Source organism: Variovorax sp. ISS6, from assembly GCF_056523145.1.
Genome location: NZ_JAWRZC010000002.1, coordinates 944,701 through 961,125 on the forward strand (window position 1 = coordinate 944,701; position 16,425 = coordinate 961,125).

At 66.4% G+C, this 16,425-nt stretch carries 16 protein-coding genes and 1 pseudogene; 15 read left to right on the top strand and 2 right to left on the bottom strand.

Annotated features, from left to right (window positions below; translation table 11 throughout):
* Positions 1-65 precede the first annotated feature (65 nt).
* The 7 genes from AC1HIL_RS35965 to AC1HIL_RS35995 all read left to right on the top strand — a co-directional run bounded on the left by AC1HIL_RS35965 (position 66) and on the right by AC1HIL_RS35995 (position 6,487).
* Entirely contained in the window at positions 66-1,061 is a 996-nt protein-coding gene (locus AC1HIL_RS35965; protein ID WP_479668838.1) for a Bug family tripartite tricarboxylate transporter substrate binding protein, read from the top strand.
* A 4-nt stretch (positions 1,062-1,065) separates the two neighbouring features.
* Positions 1,066-1,860 carry an SDR family NAD(P)-dependent oxidoreductase gene (locus tag AC1HIL_RS35970; protein WP_261216303.1) on the top strand — a complete coding sequence of 265 codons (795 nt, stop codon included), beginning with the start codon at positions 1,066-1,068 and terminating at the stop codon, positions 1,858-1,860.
* Positions 1,857-3,014: an acyl-CoA dehydrogenase family protein gene (locus AC1HIL_RS35975; protein WP_261216302.1), complete on the top strand. Its 1,158-nt coding sequence runs from the start codon at positions 1,857-1,859 to the stop codon at positions 3,012-3,014. Before AC1HIL_RS35970 ends, AC1HIL_RS35975 begins: the two co-directional genes overlap by 4 nt.
* Positions 3,011-3,937 carry an acyl-CoA dehydrogenase family protein gene (locus AC1HIL_RS35980; protein WP_479668837.1) on the top strand — a complete coding sequence of 309 codons (927 nt, stop codon included), beginning with the start codon at positions 3,011-3,013 and terminating at the stop codon, positions 3,935-3,937. Before AC1HIL_RS35975 ends, AC1HIL_RS35980 begins: the two co-directional genes overlap by 4 nt.
* Complete coding sequence (locus AC1HIL_RS35985) at positions 3,934-5,181, top strand: CaiB/BaiF CoA transferase family protein (protein ID WP_479668836.1); 1,248 nt, start codon at positions 3,934-3,936, stop codon at positions 5,179-5,181. Before AC1HIL_RS35980 ends, AC1HIL_RS35985 begins: the two co-directional genes overlap by 4 nt.
* A 10-nt stretch (positions 5,182-5,191) precedes the next feature.
* Positions 5,192-5,974, top strand: coding sequence for an enoyl-CoA hydratase/isomerase family protein (locus AC1HIL_RS35990; RefSeq protein WP_479668835.1), 783 nt, complete (start codon positions 5,192-5,194; stop codon positions 5,972-5,974).
* 225 nt (positions 5,975-6,199) lie between these two features.
* On the top strand, positions 6,200-6,487 hold the full coding sequence (locus tag AC1HIL_RS35995) for a hypothetical protein (RefSeq protein ID WP_479668834.1): 288 nt from the start codon (positions 6,200-6,202) through the stop codon (positions 6,485-6,487).
* A 292-nt stretch (positions 6,488-6,779) separates the two neighbouring features.
* On the opposite strand, the gene AC1HIL_RS36000 is transcribed toward AC1HIL_RS35995, so the two are convergent.
* On the bottom strand, positions 6,780-7,025 hold the full coding sequence (locus tag AC1HIL_RS36000; RefSeq protein WP_479668833.1) for a hypothetical protein: 246 nt from the start codon (positions 7,023-7,025) through the stop codon (positions 6,780-6,782).
* 1,145 nt (positions 7,026-8,170) lie between these two features.
* Between AC1HIL_RS36000 and AC1HIL_RS36005 the strand changes: the two are divergent.
* The 7 genes and pseudogenes from AC1HIL_RS36005 to AC1HIL_RS36035 form a co-directional block, all read left to right on the top strand.
* Positions 8,171-8,374: pseudogene (locus AC1HIL_RS36005) on the top strand (hypothetical protein); the annotation flags it as partial.
* Between the two features lie 197 nt (positions 8,375-8,571).
* Positions 8,572-9,747, top strand: coding sequence for a DUF3182 family protein (locus tag AC1HIL_RS36010; RefSeq protein WP_479668832.1), 1,176 nt, complete (start codon positions 8,572-8,574; stop codon positions 9,745-9,747).
* On the top strand, positions 9,728-10,513 hold the full coding sequence (locus tag AC1HIL_RS36015) for an alpha/beta hydrolase family protein (protein ID WP_479668831.1): 786 nt from the start codon (positions 9,728-9,730) through the stop codon (positions 10,511-10,513). Before AC1HIL_RS36010 ends, AC1HIL_RS36015 begins: the two co-directional genes overlap by 20 nt.
* A gap of 8 nt (positions 10,514-10,521) precedes the next feature.
* The gene (locus tag AC1HIL_RS36020) at positions 10,522-11,478 is read left to right on the top strand and encodes a DUF72 domain-containing protein (RefSeq protein WP_479668830.1); all 957 of its coding nucleotides are present in this window, start codon (positions 10,522-10,524) and stop codon (positions 11,476-11,478) included.
* 117 nt (positions 11,479-11,595) lie between these two features.
* Positions 11,596-12,903 carry an Nramp family divalent metal transporter gene (locus AC1HIL_RS36025; RefSeq protein WP_479668829.1) on the top strand — a complete coding sequence of 436 codons (1,308 nt, stop codon included), beginning with the start codon at positions 11,596-11,598 and terminating at the stop codon, positions 12,901-12,903.
* A 317-nt stretch (positions 12,904-13,220) separates the two neighbouring features.
* On the top strand, positions 13,221-13,916 hold the full coding sequence (gene gntA / locus AC1HIL_RS36030; RefSeq protein WP_479668828.1) for a guanitoxin biosynthesis heme-dependent pre-guanitoxin N-hydroxylase GntA: 696 nt from the start codon (positions 13,221-13,223) through the stop codon (positions 13,914-13,916).
* 10 nt (positions 13,917-13,926) lie between these two features.
* Positions 13,927-14,538 (top strand): DUF1989 domain-containing protein, encoded by a 612-nt coding sequence (locus AC1HIL_RS36035; protein ID WP_479668827.1) that lies wholly within the window; start codon positions 13,927-13,929, stop codon positions 14,536-14,538.
* On the opposite strand, the gene AC1HIL_RS36040 is transcribed toward AC1HIL_RS36035, so the two are convergent.
* Positions 14,510-15,739: a YbdK family carboxylate-amine ligase gene (locus AC1HIL_RS36040; protein WP_479668826.1), complete on the bottom strand. Its 1,230-nt coding sequence runs from the start codon at positions 15,737-15,739 to the stop codon at positions 14,510-14,512. The two genes, AC1HIL_RS36035 and AC1HIL_RS36040, sit on opposite strands and share 29 nt — an antisense overlap.
* 375 nt (positions 15,740-16,114) lie before the next feature.
* On the opposite strand from AC1HIL_RS36040, the gene AC1HIL_RS36045 reads away from it, so the two are divergent.
* Positions 16,115-16,354, top strand: coding sequence for a hypothetical protein (locus AC1HIL_RS36045; protein WP_172705808.1), 240 nt, complete (start codon positions 16,115-16,117; stop codon positions 16,352-16,354).
* The last annotated feature ends 71 nt before the right edge of the window (positions 16,355-16,425 follow it).

Consider the following 16,425-nt stretch of genomic DNA (forward strand, 5'->3'; position numbering starts at 1 on the left):
GATGCTCGATTATTCCATCATGTGGTTGATCTCGATTCCCCCGAAGCCGCAACAGGAGCACGACCATGGGCTACCCGATTTCCTTCACGCCTTCCCGCCGCCGGCGCAACCTGGTTGCGGCCGCCACGGTTGCCGCGCTGGCAGGCATCGCCCCGTGGCCCGCCTTGGCGCAAGGCGCTTTTCCGGACAAGCCGGTGCGCATCATCGTGCCGTTCGGCGCCGGCGGATCCGACTCGCTGGCTCGTGCACTCGGCGAGCGACTCGGCGCGCAACTCAAGCAACCCGTGATCGTCGAGAACAAGCCCGGCGCGGCGGCATTGATCGGCACCGAATACGCGGCCGCCCAGCCCGCCGACGGCTACACCATTCTGTTCCTGGGCGGCGGCAGCCTGACGCCCGTGCTGGTCAAGGACCTGAAGTTCAACCTGCTGCGCGCCATGCGGCCCGTCGTGTGCGTGGCGCGCGGCGGCATGACGCTCATGGTCCCGGGCACGCTGCCGGTGAACAGTTTCCGCGAGTTCGTCGACTACGCGAAGAAGAACCCCGACAAGGTCAACTTCAGCTACACCGCGGGCAGCATCCTGCTGGCGGGCGAGATGCTGAAGTCGCGCGCGGGCTTCGGCGCGACGCCCATCCCGTACAAGGGGTCCACCCAGGTCGCGACGGCGCTGATCGCCGGCGAGATCCAGATGGGCATCGACGTGCCGCTCTTCTACGTCGGCATGATCAAGGAAGGCCGCATCAAGGCACTGGCGCACGGCGCGTCCGAGCGCTCGCCCTCCCTGCCGGACGTGCCCACGCTGGCGGAAGTCGGTGTGCCCGACCTCAGCTTCGCCTTCTCGTTCGGCTTCTGGGCGCCGGCCGCCACGCCGAAGCCCATCGTCGACCGGCTGAACGTCGCGTTCAACGAGGTGCTGAAGGAGCCCGACATCCGCGCCCGGCTCGCGCAGGCCGGCGTGATTCCGGTCGGCGGGCCGCCGGAAGTCCATTCCAGCCAGGTGATGGCCGAGCAGCAGATGTGGGCGCAGGCCGCCGCGGCGATCGGCTACAAGCCGGAGTAGGCGCATGTTCTCCTTGTCAGGCAAGACCGTCGTCGTCACTGGCGGCGGGCGCGGCATCGGCCGGGGCATCTCGCTGGCGGTGGCGCGCTGCGGCGCCAACGTGGTGCTGAGCGGCCGCTCGATGCAGGCCTTGGCCGCCACCCGGCTCGAACTGGAAAAACTCGGCGCGCGGGCACACGCCGTGGCCGCGGACGTGACGCGCGCCGACGACATCGCGCGCCTCGTGACCGAAGCGGAAAGCCGCTTCGGCGCCATCGATGGCTGGGTCAACAACGCCGGCAGCGCGGCGCCGGGCGACACCGGCCCGTTGCTGGAGGTGCGCGAGGACCAATGGGACCGCGTGGTCGACCTGAACCTCAAGTGGACCTTCTTCGCGGCGCAGGCGGCCGCTCGCGCGATGCCGCGCGGCGGTTCCATCGTGAACATCACCTCGCGCAGCGCCTCGCATCCCAATCCCAACACCGGGCACTACGGCGCGGCCAAGGCAGCGGTCGAGAACCTCACGCTCACCATGGCCGCCGAATGGGGGCACCGGGGCATCCGCGTCAATGCCGTGGCGCCCGGCGTGGTGATGACCGAGGAACTGGCGAAAGTGTTCGACTCCGAGAGCCGCATCCGCCGCCAGGTGGAGACGGTGCCGCTGCGGCGCCTCGGCACGCCCGACGACATCGGCCCGCTCTGCGCCTACCTCCTGTCGGACGAGGCGTCGTGGACCACCGGCGCCCTCATCGCGGTCAACGGCGGCAGCCCCGTGCCCATGGGCTACCTGAGCTATCTCCACAAGGTGAACAACGCGTGAATTTCGAATGGACACCCGAACAGCGGGCCTTGCGCGAGCGCGTGCGCGCGCTGCTGGCGCGCGAACTGCCGCCCGACTGGGAACACATCAGCCGCCATGGCCCGGGCTCGCCGGCGCAGACGGCGTTTTCGCTGGCGTTCTGCCCCAAGCTCGCGGCCGAGGGCCTGCTGGTGCCGCATTGGCCGGCCGCGCATGGCGGACGCGATGCGCCGGCATGGGAGCACTTCATCATCGGCGAGGAACTGTTCGCCGCGGGCGAGCCGCGCGGGCCGCAATACATGAACGCCAACTTCATCGGCGCCACGCTGATGAAATTCGGAACGCCGCAGCAACAAGCCCGCTACCTGCCCGACATGGCCGCGGGCCGCGCGGTGTGGTGCCAGGGATTCTCCGAACCCTCGGCCGGTTCCGACCTCGCCGCGCTGGCCACGCGCGCGGTGCCGCGCGGCGGCGAGTACGTCATCAACGGCAGCAAGGTGTGGACCTCCTATGCCGGCATGGCGCAGACCTGTTTCCTGCTGGCGCGCACCGGCGCGGGCAAGGGCGGCATCGCCATCTTCCTGGTGCCCATGGACACGCCGGGCATCACCGTGCGCCCGATCCCGTCGCTGATCGGCCATGGCGACATCCACGAAGTCTTCTTCGACGACGTGGTGGTGCCCGCGGCGGCGCGCCTTGGCGAAGAAGGGCAGGCCTGGGCCATCATCGGCTATGCGCTCTCGCTGGAGCGCGTGGGCCTGGCCCGCTACGCGTTCTCGCGCCGCGTGCTGGACCGGATGGTCGGCGAGCTGACTGCGCAAGACCGGTTCGCCGACAGCGCCGTCCGGGCCCAGGCCGCGCAGGCCCTGGCCGCGTGCGAGGCGGCGCGCCTGCTGGTCTACCGCGTGGTCGACGAGCGCGCGCGCGGGCTGCCCCCCAGCGCCGTCTCCAACCTGGCGCGCGTCGCCGTCGTCAAGGCCGACCATGCCGTGTCGGACTTCGCGCTCGCGCATTTCGGCGATGCGCTGTGCGGCGACCGCTGGCCGCTCGTGCTGGCGCACCACGAACGCGCCATCGCCGCCGGCATCGCTTCGGGCGCGGCCGAAATCCAGCTCAACCTGGTGGCGAACGATTGGCTGCGGCTGCCGCGCGAATCCCGCCTGGAGCGCTCATGAACCTTCAATTCAACCCCGATCAGGTGGCGCTGCTGGATGCGGTCGAACGCATCGCGCTGGAGCACGAGACGCGGGCGCTGTCCCACGCCAGCCACTTCGAGTGCTCCGCGTCGCTGCAGGCCGACCTGGAAGCGACCGGTCTCCTCGACGCCGCGGCCCTGGAGGAACTCGGCCCGGTGGCCGCGGTGGCGATGGTCCATCGGCTCGCCAAACTGCCGCAGTGCGTGGAACTGCTCGCGGCCGCGCTGGTGCGCCCGTTGCTCGCGCCCGCGCTGCCCGGCCCCTGCGCGCTCGTCTGGGAGCGCCGCGACCGGCCCGCGCGCTGGCTTCCCGGCGCGCGCTCGGTGCTCTGCGTTCGCGGCGACGCGGTCGAGCACGCCGTGCTCGCCGACGCCGATGTCATGGCCGTGGACAGCCCCTTCGGCTATCCGGTGGGCCGCCTGGTCGCGCCGGATGCGCTCGCATGGCGCGCGCTCGACCTGGACGCGGCCGAGCTGCGCCGGCTCTGGCGGCTGGGGGTCGCGGCCGAACTCGCCGGCTGCCTCGAAGCCGGCCTGAACGCCGTGGTCGCGCATGTGAGCGAGCGTCGCCAGTTCGGGCGCCCGCTGGGCGCGCTGCAGGCGATCCGGCACCGCCTGGCCGCGGCCGCGGTGCAGGTGGAGGCCGCGCGCTGGCTCGCGCTGCAGGCGGCGCGCAGCGGCAGCGATGCCGACGCCGCCTGCGCGCTGGCGCACGCGCAGGAGTGCACGCCCGCCATCACCTACGACCTGCACCAGTTCATGGGCGCCATGGGCCTCACGCTCGAACACCCGCTGCACCGTTGGACCACGCGGGCCAAGATGCTGCGCTCGGACCTGGGCGGCGCGCAGGCGCAGCAACTGGCCCTGGCAGCCCTGGCCTGGAATCTGGAGGAAACCGCATGAACGATACCCGCCCACGCATGCCGCTCAGCGGCGTCAAAGTGCTCGACCTGAGCCGCATCCTGGCGGGCCCGCTGGCCGCGCAGGCCCTGGCGGACCTCGGCGCGGAAGTCATCAAGGTCGAGCGCCCCGGCAACGGCGACGAGGCGCGCCGCTGGGGCCCTCCGTTCCTGAAGGACCGCGAGGGCAACGACACGCGCGAATCGCCCATGTACCTGTCCGCCAACCGCAACAAGCAGTCGATCACCATCGACATCGCCAGTGCGCAGGGGCAGGACCTGGTCCGGCGACTGGCGGCGCGCTCCGACGTCCTGCTCGAGAACTTCAAGGTCGGCGACCTCGCCCGCTACCACCTGGACCATGCGTCCTTGCGCGCGCTGAATCCGCGTCTCATCTACTGCTCGGTGACCGGCTTCGGCCAGACCGGTCCCAAGAGTCACCTGCCGGGCTACGACACCGTGTTCCAGGCCATGAGCGGGATGATGAGCGTGACCGGCTTGCCCGACGGTGTGCCCGGTGGCGGCCCGATGAAGACCGGCCCCAGCCTCGCCGACTTCATCGCCGGGCAGTACGCTGCCTCAGGGGTATTGGCCGCGCTGTACGAGCGCGATGGGCCTCAAGGCACGGGCATCGGGCGGCACATCGACATCGCTTTGCTCGACTGCACCATCGCCGCCCAGACGCATTCGGTCATGACCTACCTGGCGGCCGGCGTGATCCCGCCGCGCCGCGGCACCGAAGGCAACGGCGGCCTGCCTTCGCAGGCGTTCGAATGCGCCGACGGCGGCATCATCGTCATCTGCGGCAGCGAGGCGCAGTACCGGGCATTCTGCGGCGTGCTGGAGCAGCCGCAGCTGGCCGACGATCCTCGCTTCGTCACCAATTCGGCGCGCCTGGGGCACCGCCGCGAACTGGCCGACGTGTTCAACGCGCTCACCCGGCAATGGCGTGCCGGCGAGCTGCTGGCGGCGCTGGAAAAGGCGGGCATCCCCAGCGGCCCGATCCATCGTTATCCGGAAGTGTTCGCCGATCCGCAGGTGGTGCACCGCGGCGTGACGCAGCGCGTGCCGCACCCCACGGCGGGAGAAGTCACGCTATGCGTCAGCCCGATCCGCTTCACCGGGACCACGGCGCCGCAGCCCACCGCGCCGCCGACGATCGGCGAGCACACCGATCGCATCCTGCGCGAGGTGCTGGAGATGGCGCCCGAAGCGATCGCATCGTTGCGCGAGCAGCGCGTCGTTTGAGAAGGCATCGATGACGCACAGCTTCGAAACCCTTCTTTGCGACGTGTCAGACGCAGGCGTCGCGACGCTCACGCTGAACCGTCCCGCATCGCTCAACGCCATCAACCGGTTGATGGCCGATGAAATGACGGATGCGCTAGAACGCCTCGCCGCCGACCCCAGCGTGCGCGTGCTGATCTTGCGCGGCGCGGCTCATGCGTTCTGCGCAGGCGGCGACGTGCGCGACATGGCGGGACAAGGCGTCCGTCAAGCAGGCGAAGCCCTCGAAGGCATGAGCCGGTACCGCCGGCTCGTGCTCGCACTGCATGGTTTTCCGCGACCGGTGATCGCCGCCGTGGACGGCGTGGCCTTCGGCGCCGGCATGAGCCTCGCACTTCTGGCCGACATGGTCCTGCTGAGTGATCGCGCGAGGCTCTGCATGGTGTTCCAGCGGGTCGGCCTGATTCCCGACTGTGCCGCGCTCTTCACCCTTCCGCGTCTCGTGGGCCTGCAGCGAGCGAAGGCCCTCACCCTATCGGCGCGCGAGATCGGTGCGACCGAAGCGCACGCCATGGGCCTGGCACTCGAAGTCGTGCCTTGGCAAACACTCCATGCAAGGGCGGACGAAGTAGCCGCCGCACTGGCCACCGGTTCGCCTACCGCGCTGTTGCTGACCAAGCAGGCATTGGACGCATCACTCCAAAGTGATTTGCCGACGATGCTGGCGATGGAAGCGAGTGCGCAAGCCATTGCCCTGGCAAGCGAAGAACACCGGATCGCGGTGCAGGCCTTCGTGCGCAAGAAAGGGCAGTAAAACGAATGGCCAGCGAGACCCGCTGAGAAAGCGGAGTCGTTATACCTGAACGTCTAAAGAGAGCCTTCGGCGAGCTTGCATCACGACCATCGCGCTGGGCAAAGCTTTTCGAGCGACACCCGCGCCTGCTGTTCGACGAACCTTGCGAGTTGGCCTGACGCGGGCGCAATCTGCAGCCTCGACCCTCAATTGCAGAAGGACACAGAACGCCACGAATTCGTTCGCATGCCGACAAACGGCCCCTGGCAGAATCGCAACATGCTTCTTCCAGCTCCCCTAGGTTCTCAGCGCGCACAAGGACTTGCCGCCCAGTTGGGCTGCACGGTGGGCGAGTTCGCATCGTCGGATGGTCAGCCGGAGGCCGCGTTGCTGGGCAGCGTGGCCAGTCTTGCCGACATGCTCCTCGAGTTTGGCGCACGCTTCGATCCCGGCGAGAAGGTATATGTGTTCCGCAACTGGCCGACGCTCGAGGCTGCTCTGAGGCACATCGTCGATTCGCGAAAATCGAGCTAAGGTGCTGGTGTTGCGGGATCAATGCCAGGTGCAAAGGCATAGATCTCGATGGTCTTGGCGTACCGCCGACGTTCAGGGCTGGAAATCCGTTGCGGGCGAAGCCGCGAATGCTGGGTGACAGATCGATGGCCTGCTGCACGTCGCGCTGGGGCGGCATGTAGGGTAGATGGCGTGCACAGTTCATTGACCGCGCGGGTGGTAAGGGCAGAAACCGGCGCCCTTCGCTTTCCTCTCGGCTAAGCGTTGATCAAACTCGGTTCAGAGGTTCTATCGGCTTCAGGTCGCTCGCCGATCATTTTTGCGGAGACGCGCCATCGGTCTTGCGAAGTCCGCGCAGGTTCATCACGGCCAAGCAGACTTGGAGCGCAATCAGCGCCCAAGCGCTTGAATAAAGGCCCCAGACACCCCACAGCGCGTTACTTGCAAGAAATACCCAAAATCCAATGTTGCGCTTACTCTTCATGTTCGATGCAACAAGCCAGGCGGCGCCGACCGAGGCGACGAATGCGGGCCATTGCAGCCAGGAAATCCAGTCCATTGCGCTTAGCTCGCGGAAAACGTTGGCGGGTCTACGGCCGCCGACCGGCTTCCTATCCAGGCGAGGCACTGTTCTCGTAACAGGTCGATCGATGCAAGCGCATTGCACTGCGGCTCGAAGATTGGCAACTCGCAATAGCGTTCGCCCCCGCGACGAATTTGCGCAGTTCCGGAGAAGGTGGCGAGCGCGGGCGCCGGCATGAGTCTGTAATGAAACTCCCATTCCTGATAGCGCTCGGAATGCGAGAGCGCATCGCGCTCGTCACCGCGCACAGCGGGCGTCTTTGGCTGCTTTCGTGCAACGAAGGAGTGGAAGGCCCGTGGCTGATGCATATATGACATGTCGGATGAGCAGAGACGGGGGGAGCCGAATCAGGAATCGGAATGAGACTTCGTTTGATCCCAAGATCCAGAAGAGCGTAGTCAACGGCTTTTGCAACGTTTGTCGGAAAAGATGCCGACAAGCGCTAGCCGGGTCCAGCAAGCGTCGGACCATCGCAGAAGTATCGCTGGACGTCCTAGACGAGACCGCGCGTTTCTTTCCATGTCGCGGATGCGCCGCGCCAAAATTTAGATGAACACCGCAGCTATGGGCTGAGGATAAGCTGCAGAACGTGATCTACCAAGGCGATTGAAAGAGGCCAAAGGCGACGATGCGACCGCTCCGCTCGTTGGAGGAATTTTGATTTTTCGTTGCTGTGCATCTCCGCCGTGCGGGTGCCCCTACGGGCACCATCCACAGGTTCTAGCGAAGAAGCAGCGTGACGACCTGCGGCGTGCTTTTCGCCAAGCCTCGATAGGGAACCGTGTTGAAGGCGAATCGCAGTTTGGTAAATCGGAACGGGTGTTCGACCCTGGCTGGGATGCTGGCCTTCACCTTCTCCATGTGCTCGGTCACGAACTCAGGTTGGATCAAGCACCCTGCCTGCCCGCGTTGTCACATGTCAGGCCGACCTTGCGGCGCGGCGCGCTCGCGCATGCCCGGGTAGCCTGAGTCGCCGAAGCCGTGTTTCGTCGATCTGGTTCAAGAACTCAGGCACTTCCTGTCCGCCACCTCATCGCGCAGTTGAGCGCTCCCGAGGCCGGCCGGAGCCCGGGATGCTTCATCGAAAGTCACGGAGTTTGAGAGGCTGGACAGAAACGGCGACGCGCGAATGCATGAAGCTGAGCCTGAGCATGAACATCGTGAAGCTGCCCTCGATGGGCGGCGTGTTCCGCATCGCGCCGCCGCTCACCATCAGCGACAGCGAGATCGACCTCGGCCTCGAGCTGCTCGACAAGGCCATCGCCACCGCGGTGCGTTTGCAGCGGGCGTCCCGAGCGATCGCGATTTCATTCAAGCCGGCTTAAGTTTGGCGGCCGATACTGGCGTCGACGGTCTTCAGGCGTTGGTAGAGGTCGCTTCGGCACCCGCTCTGGCAGCGCTTCCTCGAGCCGTGGGTCGTCACGAATCTCCGCCATGGCCGCTTCGCATTGCGCCCATGCCGACAGCCGGGCGGTGCCATCGTCCTACGCTTTGCGCCGCGTGCCGTCGCACGATGGCGCCCATGACAGCGGCAGCGGCCAGCCTCCAGAGCCTTCCATTCGGCAGCGTGGTCACGTGGGATGTCGAGCCCGGCGCCTACTGCAGCGCGCACGAACGCGAGACGCGCGCCCACTTCGCGCGCCGGCTCGCCACGCTCAAGGGCTATGCCTACGCGGGCGACTGCGGCGGGCGCGCGGGGCCGAGCCTGCGCGCGGACGCGCCAAGGACCTATGGCGGGCATGTCTACTTCGTCCCGAGCGGCACCGTGACAGACCCCGTTCGCGCCCGCGCGATGGGTATCGCGGGTGCGGACGACCTGTTCGGCGGTGTCGTCGAATTCGCCTTCGTCGCCACCAAGGCGATCACGCATCCGCTGCCCGATGCAGATGCCGAGCGTCCCGCAGGATGGTCGACACACTTCGGGCACGCCGTCGCCGGCGCGGTGCTCGCGGGCTTCTCGGCCTTTTCGCCCGATGAGGCGCGCCGGGCCGGACGGCGCCTGCTCGAGGCCGGCGCGGTGCGGGTCAAGCCGGTGCGTGCCACGGGCGGCCGCGGCCAGACCGTGGCGAACGACACGGCCGAGCTCGACCGCCAGCTCGATGCGCTCGACGCCGGAGAGCTCGCCGCCCACGGCGTGGTGCTCGAGGAGAACCTGCGCGATCCCGACACCTTCAGCGTCGGCCAGGTCGTGGTCGACGAACTCACCGTGAGCTACCACGGCCGCCAGCGCATGACGCGCGACAACGCGGGGCTCGCGGTCTACGGCGGTTCCGACCTGATACTGGCACGCGGCGGCTTCGACGACCTGCTTGCCGCGCGCGACCTGAGCGCGCCGCTGCGCGCGGCCATCGACCAGGCCCGGCGCTACCACCAGGCCGTGCGCGAGGGCTTCCCCGGCTTCTTCGCCTCGCGCGTCAACTACGACGTGGCGCAGGGCCGCAATGCCGCCGGCCACTGGCGCTCGGGCGTGCTCGAGCAGTCGTGGCGCGTCGGCGGCGCCACCGGTGCGGAGATCGCAGCGCTGGAGGTCTTCCGCCGCGCGCCCGAACGCCGGGCGGTGCGGGCCTCGACCTTCGAGGTCTACGGCGCGGCCATGGTGCCGCCCCAGGCCATCGTGGCGTACCGCGGCGAAGACCCCGAAGTCGGGCCGCTCGCCAAGTACGCCCTGATTCAGAACCATGACAGCGACACGACATAGCACCATCGACATCCCCGTGGACGGCCAGCACATCGCCGGCACCCTGGTCGCCGCCTCGACCATGGTGCCGGGCGTGCTGCTGGTGCACGGCTGGGACGGCAGCCAGCAGCAGTACATGGCGCGCGCGCACGATCTCGCGGCGCTGGGCTGCGTGTGCCTCACCTTCGACCTGCGCGGCCATGCGCAGCACGCGGACCAGCGCATGAGCGTGACGCGCGAGGACAACCTGCGCGACGTGCTCGCGGCCTACGACGCGCTCGTGGGCCATCCCTCGGTCGATCCCGACGCGATCGCGATCGTGGGCAGCAGCTACGGCGGTTACCTCGCGGCGCTGGTCAGCAGCATGCGGCCGGTGCGCTGGCTCGCGCTGCGCGCGCCGGCGCTCTACCGCGACCGCGAGTGGCTCACGCCCAAGGGGCAGCTGAGCCGCTCCGACCTCGTGGCCTATCGCCGCACGCTGGTCGGCCCGGACGACAACCGCGCGCTCGCGGCCTGTGCCGCTTTCAAGGGCGACGTGCTGATCGTCGAGTCGGAGGACGACCAGACGGTGCCGCACCCCGTGATCGAGAACTACCTCGCGGCCTTCAAGGGCGGCGTGCGCTCGGTCACCTATCGCGTGCTCGCGGGCGCCGACCACGCGCTGTCGCGCCAGGAGTCGCGCCAGGCCTACGGCACGCTGCTGGTGTCGTGGATGACCGAGATGACGCTGGGCGCGAAATCGGTCGGCGCGCCGATCACCCGGCCGGTGCACGCGGCACCGGCCTGAAGGCGAACATGGCCGCCGCCGCGATCCGCATCGGCATCTCGGGCTGGCGCTATGCGCCGTGGCGCGGCAGGTTCTATCCCGCGGGGCTCGCGCAGCGGCAGGAACTCGCCTTCGCCTCGCGCGTGCTGCCGACGATCGAGATCAACGGCTCCTTCTATTCGCTGCAGCGACCGTCGTCCTACGAGGCCTGGCACGACGAGACGCCCGCGGGCTTCGTGTTCGCGGTCAAGGGGCCGCGCTACATCACCCACATGCGGCGCCTGAACGACGTGCGCGTGCCGCTCGCGAACTTCCTGGCCTCGGGCGTGCTCGCGCTGCGCGAGAAGCTCGGGCCGATCCTGTGGCAGTTTCCGCCGCGCATGGCCTGGGATCCCGAGCGCTTCGAGGCCTTCTTCTCGCTGTTGCCGCGAAGCAGCGCTGCCGCCCTGAAACTCGCGCGCGAACACGACGACAATGTGGCGGGGCAGGCCTGGCTGCACACCGGCGGCCGGCGGCGCATCCGGCATGCCGTCGAGGTGCGCGACGACAGCTTCGTCGACCCGGCGTTCATCGCGCAGTTGCGTCGCCACGGCATCGCGCTCGTGGTGGCCGATACCGCGAAGCGCTGGCCGCTGCTGGAGGACCTGACGGCCGACTTCGTCTATCTGCGGCTGCATGGCGACAAGGAACTCTACGCAAGCGGCTACAGCCGGCAGGCGCTGGCGCGCTGGGCCGAACGCATTGCAGCCTGGCGCAAGGGCCGGCAGGTGCGCGACGCGCGGCTGGCCTCCAAGGTCGCGGCGAAACGCGGCGCACGCGAGGTGTTCTGCTACTTCGACAACGACATCAAGGTGCATGCGCCCTACGACGCGGCACATCTGGCGCGGGCGCTGGACCTGCCGACGCGGCTGGAGGAGAGCGCGCGCGACCGTTTCGCGTTGCCGGCGGAGATCTCGTTGCGGCCGGCGCGGAAGAAGAAGGCGTAGGACGCCGGCATGGCCGCCCCTGCCTGCCAGGTGCAGCCAGGTTGCAGCAGCGTCCTACAGGAGAGCCGGGGACCGGCGCACTACGTTCGAGTTTCCGAGGTCACCGACGAGGCGAGCATGCCGAGGCCGAACGAGCAGGACAAAGACAGCGAAGGCGCCGAGCCTCCCGCGAAACGCGGCTTCCTGAACCGCCTCGGCCCCGGCCTCATCACGGGCGCCGCCGACGACGATCCCAGCGGCATCGCCACCTACACCCAGGCCGGCGCGCAGTTCGGCTACGGCATGGGCTGGACGCTGCTGCTGACCTATCCGCTGATGGTGGGCATCCAGCTCGCGAGCGCGCGCATCGGCCGCACCACGGGCCACGGGCTCACCTCGGCCTTCGCCGCCCTGTGGCCACGCCCGGTCGTGCTGCTCGCGGTCCTGCTGCTGCTGGTCGCCAATGTGGTGAACCTCGCGGCCGACATCGGTGCCATGGCCGAGGTCGCGCGGCTGGGCCTGGGCGGGCCCGAGGCGCTCTATGCGCTGGGCTTCGGCCTGCTGTCGCTGGCGCTGCAGGCCTGGCTGCCCTACCACCGCTACGTGCGCGTGCTCAAGTGGCTCACGCTCTCGCTGCTGGCCTACGTGGGCGTGGCGCTGGTGGCGCACGTCGACTGGAAGGCCGCGCTCGCGGGTGCGCTGCTGCCGCGCCTGCACGGGGATGCCGAGAGCATCAAGATGGTGGTGGCGATCCTCGGCACCACGATCAGTCCCTACCTGTTCTTCTGGCAGGCGGCGCAGGAGGTGGAGGAGATCGAGCGCATCCCCGGGGACCACGCGCTGCGGACCCATCCCGCGCAGGCCCGTGCGCAGCTGCGCCGGTTGCGGCTCGACACCTGGGTCGGCATGGGCTTCTCCAACGCGATCGCCTTCTCGATGATCGTGGCCTCGGCCGCCACCCTGCATGCCCATGGCCAGACCGACGTGGCCTCGACCGCGCAGGCGGCCGAGGCCCTGCGCCCGGTGGCCGGCAGCGCGGCCTTCGCGCTGTTCGCACTGGGCATCGTCGGCACCGGCCTGCTGGCGCTGCCGGTGCTCGGCGGTTCCGCCGCCTATGCCTGCGCCGAATTCCTGCGCGTGCGCCGCGGGCTCGAGCAGCCGGTCGGCGCCGCGCCGGCCTTCTACGGCATCCTCGCCGCGGCCATGGTCTGCGGCATCGGCATCAGCCTGTGCGGCGTCGATCCCATGAAGGCGCTGGTGTGGGCGGCGGTGCTCAACTCGCTGATGTCGGTGCCGATCATGGTCGGCGTCATGTGGGCCGCCGGCAGCCGTCGCCTCATGGGCGACCTGGTGCTGCCGCTGCACTGGCGGGTGCTGGGCTGGGCCGCGACCGCGGTCATGGCGCTGGCGACCCTGGCCTTTCTCTGGACCAGCCTGCGTTCCTGACACGAGACGGCAAAAAGTCCAACCGCAGTGCAAGGCTGGTCAGCACAATGGCTTTGGGCCCCTGCTCAATATGTGATCTTCTCCGTCAGTAGCGATGTTTCCGCACGTGGATTTCTTGCGGTTGTGGCGCTCCCGGAGACCAGTTTGATTTCGACAACCGTGGAGGTGAGAGCCGCAGAAAGCGTCGCCGCAGCAGAAGCGCGTCAGCGCTGTCCTGCCGCTCGCCGCGCACGGCCTACACGCAAGTTTTTTTTTCGCACACACGAATGGCGAATTCGCCTTCGACGCGGGCCAAGGCTCTTGCCGACCGTTGATGCATGACAGATCAACTCCTCTCCCCCGCCGAAACGGAGCCCTCATCCAACAGCTCTCGCATAGAGGAAATGCGCGCGTTCATCTCGTCCAAGGGTTTTCCGTGCGTGGGCGCGAAATCCGCGCTCAACAAGAAGCGCATACGGTTCATTCAGCTGCAAACGTTGGGAGACCCAGCTCAGACACCAGCGCTTTTCGACGCCCTTGTCGCCTACTCAACGGCCTTTCCTGACCCAGGCCTCGTGCCGGTGAGCTTCGTTGCCCTTTTCGACGGATTTTCCGCCACCGAGATCGAGTTCGAAAAAGCCCTATGGACCCAACTTCAATCGCTGCATGACCTCGATCGAGCACGCGGCTATGGGTGGAACGGTGAAGTTAGCAACGATCCAGAGCGCTGCGATTTCTCATTTAGCGTGGGAGGCCGCGCCTTCTTCGTCGTGGGTATGCACCCGCAGGCTTCGCGCCAGGCGCGCCAATCGCCCGTGCCTTGCTTGGTCTTCAATTTTCACGATCAGTTTGAAGCAATGAAATCGTCCGGGAAGTACCAGTCGATGCAGGAGGCCATCCGGCAGCGCGACATTGCGCTGCAGGGATCGATCAATCCTGTGCTCGCCCGCTTTGGTGAAGCCTCTGAAGCGCGCCAGTACTCGGGCCGGGCCGTGGAGTCGAATTGGAAGTGCCCATTTCATCATCACTCTTGAAAGGACTCGAATGACCGAGGAGAAATCGCTGCCCCACACAGCTGGCTGCTGCCGTATCCCACCGCAATCGGGCGTCGCCTTCACCTTGCGAGGCGGCCAGATCCTGCGCATCAACGATCCATTCGGCGAACAGGTTGCCGACCTGTACGCGTTCGCACAGGACGACCACAGTTGCAGCCTGTCCTCCGGACGGTCCATCGACTATGCTTCAAAGATCTACCTGACCAAGGGCGATCTGCTCTACGCAAACAACAGCCGTCCAATGTTTCGGATTGTCGATGACACGGTCGGTCGACACGACTTCCTGTTAACGCCGTGCAGCCAGGAAATGTTCGAAATTCTGTATCAGCACCAGGGGCATCATCCCAGCTGCTTTGAGAATCTGTACCAAGCTTTTGAACCCTACGGAATTCGTCCAGACCAGATTGGAACGACGTTCAATGTTTTCATGAATGTCGGCGTCACCGCGACCGGTGAGGTTCAGGTCAAGCCACCCATATCTCGCGCCGGCGACTTTATTGAACTACGCGCTGAGATGGACCTCATCTGCGGATTGACAGCGTGTTCGGCCGAGAATTCGAACAATGGCTCTTTCAAGCCCATCGACTACGAGATACGCTAAAAGGTTCGCGGGGTACAGCAATCAAGCGAGGCATCGAGGCGCGCACAGCATCGTCCAGCTTTGGAGATGTCTCCATCATCCCCGCTGCAAGCAGCGCCATTTCTTTGACGCTGCGGCAGCGCCCTCTCAAGCTGCGCAGCACGGTTGCGTCGTTCTGGATGGTGCTCACCACCTTGCGCAGGGTTGCGAGTCGTTCTTCATCTCTCGGCGCCGACGCGTGGCGCGCCAAAGTCGACAGCAGGTTCCCGAGGTGGTCTCTCAGAAGCAACTGTTTCCTTGTCATCGGATCGACGTAGATTGCTTGCAGGCCGAACTTCGCGGCTTGATACTTGTTGTACTCGTACACGAGGTAATCTTCGTCCCGGGGAATAAACGGTTGTGACTCCAGCAGCCACGTTCCAAGAAGTTGCGCGAAGCTGGCGAGTGCGGCGGCTCGCTCGATAGACAACGGGCTATCAAGGACGCGAATCTCGACAGTTCCATACTCAGGCTTCGGTCGGATGTCCCAATGCAAGTCCTTGATTGACTTGATGACCCCGCACGCAAGCCATTTGGACAGGTACTTGGTGAGTTCGTGCCAGGAGTTCGTAAATGGCGCACGGGGTCCTGTAGGAAATGGGTTCGGGCAGTACGTCCGTGTGGAGTCGAATCCGGTGTCCCTCCCTTCCATGAAGGGACTGGACGCCGAGAGCGCAATAAAGTGCGGCACGTATCTGGCGAGCTGATGCATCAATAGCGGAACGCGCTCAACGTCAGCGCATCCAAGATGAATATGCTGCCCGAATACAGTTGTCTGCTTAAGTACCTCCCCATACAGCGAAGTCAGGGCGCGATAGCGGGGGCTGTCGAAGATCTGCTGTTCCGACCAGTGCTTGAAAGGGTGCAGCCCGCCGCCGGATATGCGGGCGCCGTGTTCGGCAGCTGCGCGCGAGACCCTGCTCCGCAGAGTTTCGAGGTCGGTAGCTACCTCACAGGCATTCGCACAGACGCCTGTGGAGATTTCGATCATGCCAGCGCTCACCTCAGGAACGATTGCCCCTCGTGCTAAAGGCCTGGGAAGACGTGCAGCCTCAAGGATCTGCGGGCTCCGCTGAGCGAGATCGCCCGTCTCTGCATCGATGAGCTGCAGTTCGAGTTCGACACCGAGGCTCATATCCGCGGACGGTGCAAAGTCGAATGAATGTTGAGAAGAGTTTGACATGGTGGCCTCGGTTTCGCTGATGAACCTCGCAGACGACGCCTGTCGTGATTGGTGGAAGGTCCTGTCTCAGCGTCCCAGATCACACAAGCCTTAAAGTGAACTCCACGTAGGACAAAGTCGAATTGCTCATGTGCGGGGACGCATGTGGAGCACCGTAGACAGGCGCGAGATCCAACAGCGCGGTGATTGGCGTTGCGGGTCCGCCTCGCTGACGCTCACCCCGATCGTAAGGATCTGTCTCCCTGAAACAGGCATCAGGCGCGACTTGGTCTATCGATAACTGGAGGCAGGATTACAAGGCCGCCCGATTTCGGCTGACGCCTCTTACGCTGTCGATCCCTAATGTACTGCGCCTCACTACACGACGAGAGGATCATGACCACACCAGACTTCTTCGCTCAGTTTTTCCGCGACGGCTGGGAGGTGCGTTGCGCGGTGACTCGCGCCGCCCCCGGTGGCAACCTTTCCGGCCGCGCAGAGATTGTTCAAGGCGATCAGGTCAGATCCACAATCAATTCGTCTGGCGTCTATAAGACGCGGCTCGAGCTCGCTGAAGCTCTGAAGAAAGATGCCTTCAGGTGGATCACCGGCCAGGAGCGCGACCGAAGGGCTTGAACAGCTTCGCGCGCACAGTTCCGTTGCACCCCAAACTTATCCCACAATGCCATCGCACTGCAGGTCATTCG